9 protein-coding genes and 1 pseudogene are annotated in these 16,678 nt (G+C 70.1%); 8 read left to right on the top strand and 2 right to left on the bottom strand.

Annotated features, from left to right (window positions below):
- Window positions 1–34: 34 nt before the first annotated feature.
- On the top strand, window positions 35–1,681 hold the full coding sequence (locus tag OG985_RS42245; RefSeq protein WP_331718584.1) for an IS1182 family transposase: 1,647 nt from the start codon (window positions 35–37) through the stop codon (window positions 1,679–1,681).
- A gap of 1,043 nt (window positions 1,682–2,724) precedes the next feature.
- On the top strand, window positions 2,725–4,404 hold the full coding sequence (gene araB / locus OG985_RS42240) for a ribulokinase (RefSeq protein ID WP_371673707.1): 1,680 nt from the start codon (window positions 2,725–2,727) through the stop codon (window positions 4,402–4,404).
- Between the two features lie 23 nt (window positions 4,405–4,427).
- On the opposite strand, the gene OG985_RS42235 is transcribed toward araB, so the two are convergent.
- Together OG985_RS42235 and OG985_RS42230 are read right to left on the bottom strand one after the other, a co-directional pair.
- Window positions 4,428–5,618: a PP2C family protein-serine/threonine phosphatase gene (locus OG985_RS42235; protein ID WP_371673706.1), complete on the bottom strand. Its 1,191-nt coding sequence runs from the start codon at window positions 5,616–5,618 to the stop codon at window positions 4,428–4,430.
- On the bottom strand, window positions 5,615–7,192 hold the full coding sequence (locus OG985_RS42230) for an ATP-binding protein (protein WP_371673705.1): 1,578 nt from the start codon (window positions 7,190–7,192) through the stop codon (window positions 5,615–5,617). The genes OG985_RS42235 and OG985_RS42230 overlap by 4 nt, the downstream gene beginning before the upstream one ends.
- 120 nt (window positions 7,193–7,312) lie before the next feature.
- On the opposite strand from OG985_RS42230, the gene OG985_RS42225 reads away from it, so the two are divergent.
- The 6 genes and pseudogenes from OG985_RS42225 to OG985_RS42200 all read left to right on the top strand — a co-directional run bounded on the left by OG985_RS42225 (window position 7,313) and on the right by OG985_RS42200 (window position 16,549).
- A complete protein-coding gene (locus tag OG985_RS42225) occupies window positions 7,313–7,690 on the top strand; it encodes a hypothetical protein (protein ID WP_371673704.1) in 378 nt (125 codons plus the stop codon).
- A 4-nt stretch (window positions 7,691–7,694) separates the two neighbouring features.
- The gene (locus OG985_RS42220) at window positions 7,695–8,126 is read left to right on the top strand and encodes a response regulator (RefSeq protein WP_371673703.1); all 432 of its coding nucleotides are present in this window, start codon (window positions 7,695–7,697) and stop codon (window positions 8,124–8,126) included.
- 414 nt (window positions 8,127–8,540) lie between these two features.
- Window positions 8,541–11,972: a S8 family serine peptidase gene (locus OG985_RS42215; RefSeq protein WP_371673702.1), complete on the top strand. Its 3,432-nt coding sequence runs from the start codon at window positions 8,541–8,543 to the stop codon at window positions 11,970–11,972.
- A 71-nt stretch (window positions 11,973–12,043) separates the two neighbouring features.
- A pseudogene (locus OG985_RS42210) lies at window positions 12,044–13,237 on the top strand (ISAzo13 family transposase); the annotation flags it as partial.
- A gap of 223 nt (window positions 13,238–13,460) precedes the next feature.
- Window positions 13,461–15,812, top strand: a complete 2,352-nt coding sequence (locus OG985_RS42205; protein ID WP_371673701.1) for a GH92 family glycosyl hydrolase — start codon at window positions 13,461–13,463, stop codon at window positions 15,810–15,812.
- A gap of 242 nt (window positions 15,813–16,054) precedes the next feature.
- Window positions 16,055–16,549, top strand: a complete 495-nt coding sequence (locus OG985_RS42200; protein ID WP_371673700.1) for a lamin tail domain-containing protein — start codon at window positions 16,055–16,057, stop codon at window positions 16,547–16,549.
- Window positions 16,550–16,678: the final 129 nt, after the last annotated feature.

Here is a 16,678-nt window from a genome sequence, read left to right as displayed (position 1 = left end):
GTGCAGGCCGTCGTCGTGTTTCTGGGGTGGGTTCGTGTCGTTGCGTGGGGTGGAGTTGGCGGAGATCCCTGAGGAGACCGTGCGGTTGGCGCGTGCGGTGTTCCCGAAGGGCTGTCTGGTGATGCGGGTACGGGATGCGCTCGGGCCGGTCTTCGCCGACGTCGATTTCGAGGAGCTGTTCCCGGTGCGAGGGCGTCCGGCGGTGTCACCGGCCCGGCTGGCGCTGGTGTCGGTGTTGCAGTTCGCGGAGGGGCTGACCGACCGGCAGGCCGCGCACGCGGTGCGCTCGCGTCTGGACTGGAAGTACGCCCTGTCGCTGGAGCTGGCCGACACGGGGTTCGACTTCTCCGTGCTCAGTGAGTTCCGGGCCCGGCTAGCCGAGTCGGATGCGGGCCGGGCGGTGTTCGACGCGGTACTGACCGCCGCCGGGGAAGCGGGGCTGGTCACGGCGGGCAAGCGGCAGCGCACGGACGCCACTCATGTACTGGCCGTGACCAGGGACCTGAGCCGGCTGGAGTTCGTGGTCGAGACGCTGCGCACGGCACTGAACCAGATCGCCGAGGCGGCCGGGGACTGGCTGGTGACCGTGGCGGCGCCGGAGTGGTTCGACCGGTACTCGGCCCGGCCGGAGGACAGCCGTTTCCCCTCCCGGTGGGCCGCCCGCGTCGAGCACGGCGACCAGTGCGGGGCCGACGGCATGGTGCTGCTCCAAGCCGCCTGGTCGGCGTCGGCACCGCCCGGCCTGCGGCATCTGCCCGCGGTGGAGTTCCTGCGTCAGACCTGGGTGCAGCAGTTCCACCAGGCCGAGGGGGCCGTGCGCTGGCGGGAGCCGAAGAACACCCCGCCCGGTCTGATCCGCTTACGCACCCCGCACGAGCCCGAGGCCAGGACCGGGGCGAAGCGGGATCTGGGCTGGTCCGGATACAAGGTTCATCTCAGCGAGACCTGCGAGCCCGACGCCCCGCACCTGATCACCCACATCCACACCACCCCGGCACCAGTGACCGACGGCGCGGTGCTGGAGGACATCCACACCGCCCTGGCTGAACGCGGACTGGTGCCGGACGAACACCTGGTGGACGCCGGATACGTGGATGCCGAGCAGATCCACCACGCCCGCCGCGATCACAGCATCGACCTCGTCGGACCGGTGGGGAAGAACACCAACCGGCACCAGGTGACCGGCGGCTTCTTCGACAGCACCCGCTTCACCATCGACTGGGACCAGCGCCACGCCGTCTGTCCTGGTGGCCACATCAGCGTTTCGTGGCGAGACACCCGCAGCCACCGAGGCACCCCGGTCACCCGCGTCCGCTTCGCCGAACGGCACTGCGGCCCCTGCGAACTGCGAACGTCCTGCACCAACGCCGGAACCGGCCGCAACCTGACCCTGCGGCCGAAAGCCGAGCACGAGATTCTTCAGCAGGCCCGCACCGAGCAGGACACCGACCACTGGCGCCGCCGCTACGGACACCGCGCCGGCGTCGAGGGCAGCATCTCCCAAGGCGTCCAAGCCTTCGGCCTGCGCAGATCCCGCTACCGCGGTCTCGCAAAGACCCGACTGCAACACCACTTCACCGGCGCCGCCATCAACCTCGCCCGCATCGATGCCTGGCTCACCGGCAGACCCCTCGCCCGCACCCGCGTCTCACCCTTCGCAGCACTCCGCCCCGCCGGATGAGATCCAGCGGGGCGGATTTACCAACAGCGTCCGGTACATCACCGACCGGGGCTGCAGACGTGTACGGAGAATCCCCTTCGCACACGCCTCGCGAATGCGCCGCTCCCTCATCGCCTCGTGAATGCGCCGCTGTCTCCGGCTCGGCGACGATCGGCGCCCGTAGCCACAGTGCGAGCCAGGTGGCGTCATGACCGCGCCGGCCGGAGGCGATCCAGGTGTCCTCCCAGGAGGGAAGCCCGAGCGGCCAGAAGGGAAGGCTGTCGGCGATCTGCGAGCGGATGTCCTTGTAGACCGAGATGCCCGAGCGGACCAGTTCGAACTGCTCCGGGGTCATGCGGTCGAGGAACCCCGACAGGTGTATACGGCCCGTCATCGCGCCGGTGAGGGTGAAGGCGATCGCGTCCGGGCTGAAGTCCGGCTGGGGGTAGGCCCGGACAGCGGCCTGCTCGGGGGCCGCGGCGGTGGCGGCCGCGCCCCCGCGGGCACCGGCTCGCCCACCGCGACGTCCCCTGGTCCGCGACGTACGAGGCTGAGAACGCCGCCCTCACCAGTGGCACGGTCTACACCCAGGGGCACGGTCTCCAACCCCTACGGCTACGCGACCTCGGGCACCAAGGACGTTCGGCAGCCTGAACAAGGCGGACAGCCAGGCCGCCTTCACCGTCGCCGTCCCGAGCACCGGCACGTACGACATCGACGTGTTCTACGGCAACCAGTCCGGTGGACCGGCGACCCAGACCCTCACCGTCGACGGCGGCTCTCCCCGGACGATCGCCTACGGCCACCTTCGCCAACTCCACGGCGTACGCGCCCAACGTCGGCCGCCTCACCGTGGCTCCCGTGACCGGCTAGCGACCGCGTCCCGAGCCGGGTCCGGGAGCCTCCTCCCCGCGTCTCCCGGACCCGGCCCGTCTCGCCGGCCCGGAACCCATCCCTCTCTCATTCGTTGTATCGAACGCTGAACGATATGCCCGAAGCATGCCGGGGGCCCTGCACGATGTGTTCGAGTCGGCACGCATCCCCACCAGAAAGGCGACCCGGTTGTGACCAGACCGCACGATGACCGCGCGAACCTCGAACCCTGCGTCGTGGGAGTCGACTTCGGCACGCTGTCCGGGCGGGCCGTCGTGGTCCGCGTCCGCGACGGGGCGGAGCTGGGTACGGCGGAGCACCCGTACGCCCACGCGGTCCTGGACCGCGAACTGCCCGACGGCACCCGGCTGCCGCCCGACTGGGCCCTGCAAGTCCCCTCCGACTACATCGACGTCCTGCGCCACGCCGTGCCCGAGGCCCTTGGCCGCTCGGGGGTCCGGCCGGAGCAAGTCATCGCCATCGGGACGGACTTCACCGCGTGCACGGTCCTCCCCGTGCTCGACGACGGCACGCCGCTGTGCGAACTGCCGGACCTGACCGACCGCCCGCACGCCTACGTCAAGCTGTGGCGGCACCACGCGGCCCAGGCACAGGCCGAACGGATCACGGCGCTGGCCGAGGAGCGGAAGGAGGGGTGGCTGCGGCGGTACGGCGGACGGATCTCCTCGGAGTGGGAGTTCGCCAAGGCCCTGCAGGTGCTGGAGGAGGATCCGGAGGTCTACGGCCGCACGGAGCGGTGGGTGGAGGTCGCGGACTGGATCGTGTGGCAGCTGTGCGGGACGTACGTGCGCAACGCCTGCACCGCCGGATACAAGGGCCAGTTCCAGGACGGCGCCTACCCCTCCCGCGACTACCTGACGGCACTGAACCCCGGCTTCGCGGACTTCGTGACCGACAAGCTGGATCATCCCATCGCCCAACTCGGTGACAGAGCAGGGGCGTTGACGGCAGAAGCAGCCGCCTGGACGGGGCTGCCGGAGGGCATCACGGTGTGCGTCGGCAACATCGACGCACATGTCACCGCGCCCGCCGCTGGAGCGGTGGAGCCCGGCCGGATGGTGGTCATCACGGGCACCTCCACCTGTCACATCATGAGCTCCGACCGCAACGAGACCGTGCCGGGCATGTGCGGGATCGTCGACGGTGGCATCGTGTCCGGCCTGTGGGGCTACGAGGCCGGGCAGAGCGGCGTGGGCGACATCTTCGGCTGGTTCGTCCGCACCGGTTTCCCCTCCTCGTACGCCGAGCAGGCCCAGGCCCTGGGCCGCGACCCCCACGAACACCTCACCGCCCTCGCCGGCGAACAGCGGGTGGGAGAGCACGGGTTGATCGCGCTGGACTGGCACAGCGGCAACCGTTCCGTCCTGGTCGACCACGACCTCAGCGGGCTGGTGGTCGGCCTGACCCTCGCCACCCGCCCCGAGGACGTTTACCGCGCCCTGCTGGAGGCGACCGCCTTCGGCACCCGCACCATCATCGAGGCGTTCGAGACGGCCGGGGTGCCGGTCAAGGAACTGATCGTCGCGGGCGGTCTGACGAAGAACGCGCTGTTGATGCAGATCTACGCCGACGTCACCCGCCGCCCCCTCGGCGTCATCGGCTCCGCCCAGGGGCCGGCCCTCGGCGCCGCCATGCACGCCGCCGTCGCCGCCGGCGCGTACCCCGACATCCGGGCCGCCGCCCAGACCATGGGCAGCGGCCACCGCGGGGCCTACCAGCCCGATCCCGAACGGGCCGCCGCCTACGACCGGCTGTACGCCGAATACCGGCTCCTGCACGACTACTTCGGCCGGGGCGCCAACGAGGTCATGCACCGCCTGCGCCACATCCGCGCCGAGGCGTCCGCCTGAGCGGCTCGCGACACGACCAGGGTCTAAGCCTGTCCTTCCGGCCCGGTGTTCCAGTCCAGGCGCAGGACGGCGAGGTCGTCGGTGTGACGGTCGGCGTTGAGGGTGCGGGTTCGGGCGATGAGCTGGTCGAGGTGGGTTCCGGAGTCCGGCGTACGGATCGCGTCGACGATGCGCAGCAGGCCTTCCACTCCGAGCCGGGTGTCGTCGACGCTGTCGGCGAAGCCCTCGATGAGACCGTCCGTGTAGGCGATGAGGGCGCCGCGGGCGGGCAGGGCGAGGGTGGTGGCCGGCCATTTGCCCAGACCGGGGGCGATGCCGAGGGCGATGCCGTGGGCGGCGGCGACTTCCCGCACGCCGTCGGGGGTGACGAGCAGGGGTTCGTGGTGGCCGGCCAGGTGCAGCGTGAGGGTGGCCCTGACCGGGTCCAGGGTGATGAGGGTGCAGGTGGTGAACAGGTCGCTGCCGGTGCGTTCGGCGATGTGTATCTGTTCCAGCAGATGAAGCAGGTGCTGGTCACGGTGGCCGCCGAGGGTCAGGGCGCGCCAGGCGATGCGAAGGCAGACGCCGAGTGCGGCCGCGTCGGGACCGTGACCGCTGACGTCCCCGATGACGGCGTGCACCTGTCCGTCGTCGGTCTGCACGACGTCGAGGAAGTCACCACCCAGCAGAGCCTGCGCCCGCCCTGGGTAGTAGCGGCTGGAGGCGGTGACGGCGGTGGAGGACAGCAGGGGTTCGGGCAGCAGGCCGCGTTCCAGACGGGCGTTCTCCTCGGCCCGCAGCCGGCCGATCTGGAGGGCGGCGTTGGCGCGCTCGGCCTGCTTTCGCTGGACGGCGTAGCGGACGGCACGCTGCATCAGGTCCGGTTCGACCTTGCCCTTGATGAGGTAGTCCTGTGCGCCGGCGGCCAGGGCCTCGACTCCCGCGTGGGGTTCGTCCAGTCCGGTCAGGACGATGATGGCGGCCTGGGTGTCGGGCTGGATCGCCTGGACCGTCTGCACGCCGGAGGCGTCGGGGAGGTGCAGGTCGAGCAGGATGCAGTCGACGGGGCGCGTCGCGAGCGCCGTGCGTGCGTCGGCGGCTGTGTGGCACCGCGCGAGGGTGTACGGAAGGCCGGTGTCGTAGAGGAGTTCCTCGACCAGGAGCGCGTCTCCGTCGTCGTCCTCCACGAGCAGGATGCGGTACTGCTCCGCGCGGCCGGCGGCCTGATCGGTCACGGCTGCGTCTTTCTCTCCGGGGCCGCGGGCGCGGCCTCGACGGCGGGAAGGGTGAGGACCAGGCGAGTGCCCGGCGTGTGGTCGGGGTCGATTCCGATCGTGCCCCCGTGGAATTCCACGATCTTCTTGCACATCGCCAGGCCGATGCCGGTACCCGGATAGGCGTCCTTGGTGTGCAGCCGCTGGAAGAGGATGAAGACCTTCTCCTGGAACTCCGGTGCGATGCCGATGCCGTTGTCGCTGACGGCGAACTCCCACACGCCGTCGGCGGATACGGCGCTGACGTGGATGTGCGGCGTCCGGTCGGAGCTCCGGAACTTGATGGCGTTCGACAACAGGTTCTGCCAGAGCATGCCCAGTTGGGTGGTGTCCCCCACGACCGTCGGCAACACGTCGTGGGTGATCTCGGCCCCACTCTCCTCGACGGCCACGCTGAGGTTGTCGAGGGTCTTGCTCATCACCTCCTCCAGATCGACGGTCTGGTGCTCGTTGTGCACGCGGCCGACCCGGGAGAATGCCAGCAGGTCGTTGATGAGGACCTGCATACGGTTGGCGCCGTCGACGGCGAAGGCGATGTACTGGTCGGCCCGCTCGTCCAGTTGGCTCCCGTAGCGCCGTTGCAGGAGCTGGGTGAAGCTGGACACCTTGCGCAGCGGTTCCTGCAGGTCGTGCGAGGCGACGTAGGCGAACTGTTCCAGCTCCGCGTTCGACCGCTTCAGGTCCGCCGCCTGCTCGTCCAGCAGAGTCCGGGACGCTTCGCTGGACTGAAGTTCCTCCAGCAGGCGCCGGCGCATCGACTCGACGTCCGATGTCAGCTGCCGCAGGTCGGCGGGGCCCTTGCCGACGAGGGCCAGGTCGAAGCGGCCTTGCGCCACGTCGCGCGCGTCGGAGCCGAGCAGACTGAGCGGACCTGTGATGCCGCGCCGTAGTCCCTCGAAGACGACGAACGCCACCAGGACGATGACGACGGCGATGACCGCGAACATCCAGTTCCGCAGTTTCGTGGCGTGCCGCAGTTCACGACTGGCCGTCGCCCGCTCGGCTTCCAGGTGGGACTGCTGGCGCGCCAGGGCTTTCCGCAGTGAGTCGAAGGTGGACTTGCCCTCCTCCGCTCGCTCCGTGGCGAGCTGCACGGCATCCTCGGCCGGGGCCGAGGTGACCGGGCCGGCTATCCGCTCCTGCCAACTGCCGGCGAGCCGCTCCACGTCGGCCAGGTCCGCGCGGGCTCGCTCGTCGCCGGCCAGCAGGGGTCGCAGGCGCCGCAGGACGACCTTCTCCTCGGCCACACCCCGCGTGTACGGCTGAAGGAAGTCGCGCTGACCCGACAGTCCGTAACCGCGGATGCCGGTCTCCTGGTTCACCAGGGCCTCCTGCACCCGCATGGAGTCGATCAGAGCGGGCGATCGCCTGTCCACCAGCTCGGCCGTGATCTGCGAGGTGCGCCACATCGCCCAGCCCCCGAGCGATCCGAGGACGGCGAGCACGATCAGGGTGACCGAGACCCCCGCCCACAGCCAGCGGCGGGTCGTCCAGGTGGAGAACGCGCCCTCGGCGTCGGCCGACTTGCTGTTCATCGGGGTGCGCAGCTCCTTCACGTTCCATGGACCGCGACCCGGGCGCGCGGCAGGCCAACTCTACCGGGGCCGTGACAACAGATGTTGTCTCCTCCGAGATCAACGCCGTAGGGTGGTGTCATGCCTGGCCCCGCACCGACTCCGCACTCACCCGGTGGGGAGAGGGCCGCGCTCGTCATTCAGATGGTCGACGAGCTGGCCCGACGCCTCGCACAGGACATCACCCGGGATTCCCTCCACTCGCCGACGGACCGCGACGCCGTCGACGACGCTCGCGGGCGCGCGCTCGTGCGCCTTCGGGTGCTCGCCGACGTCAGAGAGGCCGCCAGGCATCTCGAGGACCAGGCCGCCCACACCGCGGCCGCGAGCGGCGCGGGCTATCCGGAGATCGGCCAGGCCGTGAGCATGAGCCGCCAGGGAGCCCGGCGCCGGTGGCCCGGCCTGATCACCCACACCACACACCGCCCCGCCACACCCCCCATCCCCCGGAGCTCGTGAACTCATGGCCGCCGCCGCAACCCGCCCCTACGACGTCCTGCTGGTCGAAGACGACCTCGCCGACGCCATGCTCATCCAGGACGCCCTCGCCGAGCGCGGCACGCGCAACCTCACCCAGGTCCCCGACGGCATGGCGGCCCTGGACTACCTGCGCGATCAGAACAACCCGCGGCCCGATCTCATCGTGCTGGACCTCAACATGCCCCGCATGAACGGGCGCGAGTTCCTCGCCGTGGTGAAGGAGGACGCCGACCTGCGCACCATCCCGGTCGTCGTCCTGACCACGTCCGCCGCCCCCGACGACGTCACCGGCGCCTACCATCACCACGCCAACGCCTACGTCACCAAGCCGGTGAACCTGGAGGAGTTCGAGGCGGCGGTCCGCAGCATCGACGCCTTCTACCTCGACATCGCCGTCAAGCCCCCCAAGCCGTAGCACACACGACGGCGCGGCGCGGTCCGGCCGCCGCGCCGTCGACGCCGTGCCTCCCCGGCAGTGTTCCGGGGTCTTCTCGAGTACGCCGACCCAGCGCCATCGCCACAGCCTGCGCGCGTACGTCTGTCTGGCACTCCGTGACGCCCAACCCCAGCGGAGCCAGACCCGCACGGCGTCCGAAACCCCCGCAACGGCAGCACGTGACTTGAGCTCGGCATCCCTTTGCCGCCCATGCGGCCCGGAGTCCGTCACGTGGCCGAGACCGAAGCGGGCGTTATTGATCCGTGATCGTTTGAGCTCGCTCCGATCACATCGCGATCACAGGGTGAACGACCGTGACCACGCACGACGGCGTTTCGCCGCGCCCGCGGGTTGAGATCGCCCTGTTTCGAATCCCGATCACCAGGAGCTCAGATGGAGTTACGTGCCAGACGCAGACGTGGGATCGCGGCCGCGGGGGTAGCTTCCGCGGCCCTTCTGTTGGCCGGACTTCCGGGAGGGGTGGCCCAGGCCGCGCCGACCGGTGAGTCTACCGACGGGGCCTCCAGGGCGGTGGCCCGGAGCGCGGGCGGCGCCCGAACGGCCGGGACCGCGAAGACGGTGACGCTGGTGACCGGGGACCAGGTCCTGGTGGACGGCACCGGCCAGGTCACCGGGGTGCGGCGGGCACAGGGCCGCGAGCGGGTGCCTTTCTCGGTCCGCGAGGTCTCCGGGCACACCCAGGTGGTGCCCGGAGACGCGGAACTGCTGTTGGCGCAGGGCAAGGTGGATGCCCGGCTGTTCGACGTGACCCGACTGGTGGCGGACGGCTACGACGACGCGGGCCGTTCCGACCTACCGCTGATCGTCACGTTCCGCGGCAGGAAGGCGCCCGCGCTGGCCCCCTTCACCGGGGCCGGGGCGCGGATTGGACGGACCCTCCCGGTCATCAACGGGAAGGCGATGCGGTCCGTCAAGAAGCGTGGCGCCGACTTCTGGGACGCCGTGACCGGCGCCGACACCCACAAGGCCGAGGGCACGACGGAGTTCACCGCGCCGACCGCGGTCGAGAAGCTGTGGCTGGACGGCAGGCGCAGGGCGAGCCTCGACAAGAGCGTCCCGCAGATCGGCGCGCCGACGGCCTGGGAGGCCGGCTATGACGGCACCGGCGTCAAAGTCGCCGTACTGGACACCGGGGTCGACACGACCCACCCCGACCTCGCGAGCCAGGTGACCGAGGCGAAGGACTTCTCCGGCTCTTCCGGCACCGGCGACGCGTTCGGCCACGGCACACATGTGGCGTCCACCGTGGCCGGGAGCGGGGCCAAGTCCGAGGGCAGGTTCAAGGGGGTCGCCCCGGGCGCGAAGATCCTCAACGGCAAGGTCCTGGACGACTCCGGCTACGGCTCCGACTCGGGCGTCATCGCGGGCATGGAGTGGGCGGTCGCCCAGGGCGCCGACATCGCCAACCTCAGCCTCGGCGGCGAGGACACGCCGGGCATCGACCCGCTGGAGGAGACGGTCAACCGGCTCTCCGCCGAGTCGGACACCCTCTTCGTCATCTCGGCGGGCAACAGCGGCGAGGCCGGCGAGCGGACGGTCGGCTCACCCGGCAGTGCCGACGCGGCGCTCACCGTCGGCGCGGTCGACGCGTCCGACAAGCTGGGCTCGTTCTCCAGCCGCGGCCCGCGCATCGGTGACGGCGGGGTCAAGCCCGACCTGACCGCGCCTGGCGTCTCCATCACGGCCGCCGCGGCCGCCGGCAGCGTCCTGGAGGGCGAGTACCCCTCCGACATACCCGGGTACCTCACCATCGGCGGAACGTCGATGGCGTCCCCGCACGTGGCGGGCGCCGCGGCCCTGCTCGCCCAGCAGCTTCCCGAGTGGGACGGCGAGCGGATCAAGGCGGTCCTCACCGGTTCCGCGAAGCCGGGCCCGTACAGCTCCTTCCAGCAGGGCACCGGCCGCACGGACCTGGTCCGGGCGATCGGGCAGAGCGTCGTCACCGGGCAGGGGCCGCTCGACTTCGGCACGCACCAGTGGCCGCACGGCGACGACGCCCCGGTGACCAAGCGGCTGACATACCGAAACCTCGGTACGGAGCGGGTCACCCTGGACCTGTCGGTCGAGGCGTTCTCGGTGGAAGGCAAGCCCGCCGCCGAGGGCATGTTCTCCGTGTCGCCCCAGCGCCTCACCGTTCCGGCGGGCGGCGAGGCGAGTGCCGACGTCACCGCCGACACCCGCGCGGGCAGTGCCGACGGCACGTTCGGCGGCTCGGTGACCGGCACCTCGGCCGACGGCGAGGTCAAGGTGCGTACCGCCGTGGGGGCGGAGCGTGAGGTCGAGTCGTACGAACTGACGCTGAAGCACATCGACGAGAACGGCGAGCCGACCGGCGACGCCCTGACCTCCGTCAGCGGCATCGACAGGGAGTTCAACGCCGACTACACCGACGAGGAGGACGGCGAGCTCACGGTGCGGCTGCCCAAGGGCGACTACAACCTCAGCGGTGTCATCCACCCCTCGTACGAGTCCGCCACCCACGCCGTGCTGGTGCAGCCGAAGCTGCGGCTCGACTCGGACACCACCGTCACCGTCGACGCCCGGCAGGCACGGCCGGTGGCCATCACCGTGCCCGACGCGGCGGCCGAGAACACCGAGGCCACAGCCGTCTTCCGCTACGAGCGGGGCGGAGAGCTGGGCCTGGGCACACTCCAGTACATACTGCCGACCTTCCAGGGCACGCGGTTCGGGCAGCTGGGATCCGCCGCGGCCGGAGCGTCCGCCCTCTTCGCCGGTGACTGGACCCGCCAGGACGACGAGGGCCGGCCGGTCACCTACCACCTGGCCTGGAACCGCCCCGGCGACCTGGGCGGCTTCACCGCCTCGGTCGAGCGGAAGCGGCTCGCCAAGGTCGACCTCCAGGTGGGCGCGCCCGTCGGGGGCAGGAACGTCCAGGTCGAGGTGTCTCCGCACCTGGCCGACGGCCGCTTCGTCTTCACCGACCACGACCTGAGAGGGGTCCTGCCCCTGCGCACCACCGACTACGTCCTCGACAACGGCGTCGCATGGTCCTTCCGCACGTGGCAGACCAGCGGCGAGGGCCGCGACACGGTCTGGGAGAACTTCCTGATGAGGATGCCGAGGACCTGGCAGGCCGGTAAGAACTACCGCGAACGGTTCAACGTCGGCGTCTTCGGCCCGTCCCTTCCCGGCGCCGGAGAGGCCGGACCCGGGCAGGGATACCCCGGTCTGCTGCGGTACGGCCACACCATCAGGGCGTACCTGCCGCTGTTCGGCGACGGCGCCGGGCACTGGGGCACCAGCGACCACACCACACCGGCGAGCTCGCTCCAGGCGGACGGCAAGGAGATCCCGGACAGTTACGAAACCCCGCCGACGGACGGCGTCACCGAGTTCACCGTTCCCGCCCGCGACAGCGCGTACAAGCTGAGCGTGGACAACTCCCGTGACCCCGCGGTGTACCCGGTCAGTACCCGCGTGGCCGCGGAGTGGACCTTCCGCTCCGCCGAGATCCCCGAGGACGAGCAGACCGCGCTGCCCCTGTCGGTGGTCCGCTTCTCCCCCGCACTGTCCCTGTCCAGCACGGCGAAGGCGGGCAAGCGGTTCGAGGTGCCCTTCAGCATCGAGGGTGCGGCCGCGGGACAGCGGCCCAGGAAACTCGCCTTCGAGGTGTCGTACGACGAGGGCACCTCATGGCAGCCCGCCAAGGCCGTCGGGGGTACGCACCTGACGCTGCGGCACCCGGCCGAGGCGGGCTCCGTCTCGCTGCGGGTCAGGCTGACCGACCGGCAGGGCAACACGCTGCTCCAGACGATCGAACGCGCCTACCTCACCGCGAGGTGACGCCAGGAGTGGGTAAGGGCTCGTAGCGAAACAAGTTATGAATCAGTCGCGCGGCGCGTACGTTTCCTGCTATGCCGATCGATATGGAGTCCCTGGCCCGGCGCTACGAGGCGATCCGGGATCACCTGACCGAGCGGCAGCGACGGTTGTGGCTCGGCAACGAGGCTCGTGAGCTGGGTGGCGGCGGTGCACGGATCGTCTGTGAGGCGACCGGGGTGTCCCAGGACACGATCCGACGGGGCCGCGGGGAACTGGACGATCCGCAGCCGCTGGCGGTCGGGCGGTCCCGGGGGCCGGGAGGCGGCCGCAGACGGGCCGAGGTCCTGGACCCGCAACTGGCCGTGGACCTGGATGCCCTGGTCGAGCCGGAGACTCGTGGTGATCCGATGAACCCGCTGCGCTGGACCACGAAATCGCTGTCGCACCTGGTTGCCGAGCTGGTCAATCGGGGACACCGGTGCACCGAGAACGTCGTGGCCCGACTGCTGCACGAGGCCGGCTACTCCTTGCAGGGCAACGCCAAAACCGTCGAGGGCAAGCAGCACCCCGACCGCGACGCCCAGTTCCGCTACCTCAACGATCAGGTCAGGGCGGCCCTCGCTGCCGGACAGCCCGTCGTGTCCGTGGACTGCAAGAAAAAGGAACTGATCGGGAACTTCAAGAACGTCGGCAAGGAATGGCGACCGCCTGGGGACCCGGTGAAGGTCAACGTCCACGACTTCCCCGGACCGGCCGGCAAAGCCATCCCCTACGGCGTCTACGACATCGGCGCCAACGCCGGCTGGGTCAGCGTCGGCATGGATCACGACACCGCCGCGTTCGCCGTGAACACCCTGCGGACCTGGTGGAACAACGTCGGCCGGGCCGCATATCCGCAGGCCACGACACTGACGATCACCGCGGACAGCGGCGGATCCAACGGCAGCCGACTACGGGCCTGGAAGACCGGGCTGGCTGCCCTCGCCGCCGAGACCGGCCTGTCGATCACCGTGCTGCACCTGCCGCCGGGTACTTCGAAGTGGAATCGCATAGAGCACCGGCTGTTCTCCGCAATCACCATGAACTGGCGCGGGACACCACTGACCAGCCACGAGGCCGCCGTTTCCCTGATCGGTGCGACGACGACCGAGACCGGCCTGACCGTGTCCGCGGCCCTGGACACCGGTGTCTACCCCACAGGCATCAAGATCAGCGACAAGGCCATGAAGGCCCTCCCGCTGACCCGTCACGAAACCCACGGCCAGTGGAACTACACCATCAGCCCACCCGCCGACACTCCCGAACCCGCAGACGTTAAATCACACTGAGCCCTAAGTGAAGTCGCCCGGGGCGGCGTCGGCGCCGCCCCGGGCGTTTTCCACGCGGTCGCCGGACGGACTCGACTCCGCCGTCCACCACGCCGTACTTGACGAGTACACGCACAACGCAAAGAATTGAGCCCGCTCGCTCTGACAACGTTGTCTGGCTTTCGGGGAGGCGCTTCCGCCCATGAGATGGATCCAACGGATACGCGGTGCGGGCACGGTGGCCGCGGCAGCCGCCCTGCTCGGCGCCGCCCTTGTCGCCCCCGCGGCGGCCCAGGCCGCCGCACCGGGCGCCCGGCTCACCGATCTCGTGAACCCGTTCATCGGGACCCAGAACGAGGGCAACACCTATCCCGGCGCGGCCGTTCCCTTCGGGATGGTGCAGTTCTCACCCGACACCGGTCACAACACCGGGTACGACTACTCCCAGAACCACATCCGGGGCTTCTCACTCGTCCATCTCTCCGGCGTCGGCTGCGGCCTGGGCGGCGACCTGCCCGTGCTGCCGACCACCGGTGACGTCACCGAGACGGACTACGCCACCTATCAGGCCGAGTTCAGCCACGACACGGAGAAGGCGAGCCCCGGTTACTACAAGGTCGGCCTGAAGACCGGCATCGACGCCGAGTTGACCGCGACCGCGCGCACCGGCGTGCAGCGCTACACCTTCCCCGCCACCGACAAGGCCAACGTCCTGCTCAACGCGGGCCAGTCACTGCACCGGACGGTCTCCACCAAGGTCGAGGTCCTCGACAGCAGGACCGTGCGCACCGCGATCACCGGCAGCGGCTTCTGCCAGGACACCAAGTCGTACACCGTCTACACGATCACCCGCTTCGACCGGCCGTTCACCGCCTACGGCACCTGGGACGGCTCGACCGTCACCGGCGGATCGAGGAGCGGGCGCGACGGCGCCTACGTCCGCTTCGACACCACCAGGGACCGGACCGTCGAGGCTACGAGCGCCCTGTCGTACGTCGACGCCCACGGCGCCGCCGTCAACCTCCGCGCGGAGGGCGGTCGTTCCTTCGACCAGGTCCGCGGTGCCGCCCGCCAGGCCTGGGAGGACCGGCTCGACGACGTGCGCGCGCAGGGTGGCGGCGACGCCCTCCGGCGTACGTTCTACTCCTCCCTGTACCGGTCTTTCCTCGCGCCCAACATCGGCAGTGACGCCGACGGCCGCTACACCGGCTGGGACCAGAAGATCCACCGCGCGCGGGGCTTCACGTACTACCAGAACTGGTCGCTGTGGGACACCTACCGCACCCAGTCCCAGCTCCTGTCCCTGCTCGCGCCGCGCGAGGCGCGCGACATGGCGATTTCCGTCATCAAGATCGACGAGGAGAGCGGCTGGCTGCCCAAGTGGGGCTACGGCACGGTGGAGACGAACATCATGACCGGTGACCCGGTCACTCCGTTCCTCACCAACGCCTACCAACAGGGGCTGCTCAAGGGCTGGGAGGAGCGGGCCTATCGCGCCCTGAAGAACAACGCCGACGGTGTGCCGCCCGCCGACTCGCCGGCCGTGGGCCGCGAGGCCAACCGGGAGTACATCGCCGACGGCTTCGCGCCCTACGTCCACGACCGCCCGCACGCGAAGCCCGGCGACTCCGACTACGACCACGGCGCGTCCGCGACGCTGGAGTACGCCCTGTCGGACGCGATGCTCGGGGCCATGGCCCGCGACCTCGGCCACGCCGCGGACGCCGCCCGCTACTCCGCCCGGGCCCAGAACTACCGCAGGATCTTCGACTCCTCGACCGGCTTCTTCCGTGCGCGTGACGCCTCCGGCGCCTTCACCGGGCCGGCCGACCCGGCCCAGAGCGAGGGGTTCCACGAGGGCACCTCCTGGCAGTACCAGTGGCTCGTACCGCAGGACCTGCCGGGCATGGTCGACCTGATCGGCGGCAAGCAGGCGGCCAACGACCGGCTGGACTCCTTCTTCGCCTACGAGCAACTCGTGCGGGATCCCGCGAAGACCGCCCGCGAGGTGTGGGTGAACGGCCCGTACGACTACTACAACGCGGACAAGTACAACCCGCAGAACGAACCCGACCTCATCGCCCCGTACACCTACCTCTCCACCGGCCGGCCCTGGAAGACCACCGACGTGGTGCACGCCGCGCTGACCCTGTTCACCGACACCCCGACCGGCATGACGGGCAACGACGACCTCGGCACGATGTCCGCCTGGAACGTGCTGTCGTCGATCGGCATCTTCCCGGTGCAGCCCGGCTACGACACCTGGGGTCTGTCCACCCCCGTCTTCGAACGGGTCGACCTCACACTCGACCGACGCTACTACCCGCGTGGGGCGCTCACGGTGACGGCGCCCGGCACCTCCGACGGCCGCCATTACATCCAGTCGGCCCGCGTCGACGGGTCCCCGTACGGCCGCACGTATCTCACGACCGATGCCCTGCGGGACATGCGGTCACTCGCGTTCTCGGTCGGCACCGAGCCGTCCGGATGGGGAACGGCCGCCGACGCGGGGCCGCCCGCGCTGAACCGGCCCGCGGCCGGCCACCGGGGCTGAGCACCCTCGGTTGAAGCACTTCATGCGCGCGGCGGCTTCGACCGGTGGCCACCACTGGCTGCGGCACGCCGAGGGGCCCGTCGACGACGGGCCCCTTCCGCGACCACCCGAAAGCGGGGCGAAATCGCCACTGTAAGGCGTGCTTCACCGTTTGTACACGTGTTGTACACATGGGGGCCACCACATGATCACATCCGGTATGCTCCAGGCGCACTATTCGCACCACCGAGGGGGGATTCCTCATGCGTATGCGCCACACCCTGGCCGCAGTCGCCGCAGCGGGCACGCTGGCCCTGATAGCCGCCGGCCCCGCCGCAGCCACCGAGTACACGTCCGCGCTGAAGCTCAAGGGCGTCCAGTACGACGCGCCCGGCAGCGACTCCAACAGATGCTCGGGCGGCAACACCAAGAACGAATACCTGACCATCAAGAACTACTCGCACACCAAGACCGTCAACCTCCAGGGTTACGTCGTCAAGGACGCGGTCGGCAACAAGTTCACGTTCGACTCCAGCCACAAGCTCGAGCCCGGCGACTACGTGAAGCTGCGAGGCGGCCGCGGGACCGACTCCGACGCCGGCAACGTCGTCTACCGCCAGAACTGCAACTTCATCTGGAACAACGACAAGGACACCATCTACCTGGTGAAGCCCACCGGCTCCCGGGCAGACGTGCACTCCTACACCAAGCGCGCCGACGACCGCGACGGCAACGGCTACATCACCTTCCACGGCTGATATTCGCCGGCATACCCCACGCCGCCCCCTCCCGCGAGCACACGCACGGAGGGGGCGGCTCATTGCTTCCCTGCACCAACTCCCCACCGTCGGTGGTGTCCCCACCGGGCAACTCCTCACCCTGGGCGG

Source organism: Streptomyces sp. NBC_00289, assembly GCF_041435115.1.
Classification (GTDB): domain Bacteria; phylum Actinomycetota; class Actinomycetes; order Streptomycetales; family Streptomycetaceae; genus Streptomyces.
Note: the sequence above shows the minus strand (reverse complement) of the source record. Positions and strands in the feature narration are given on the sequence as shown.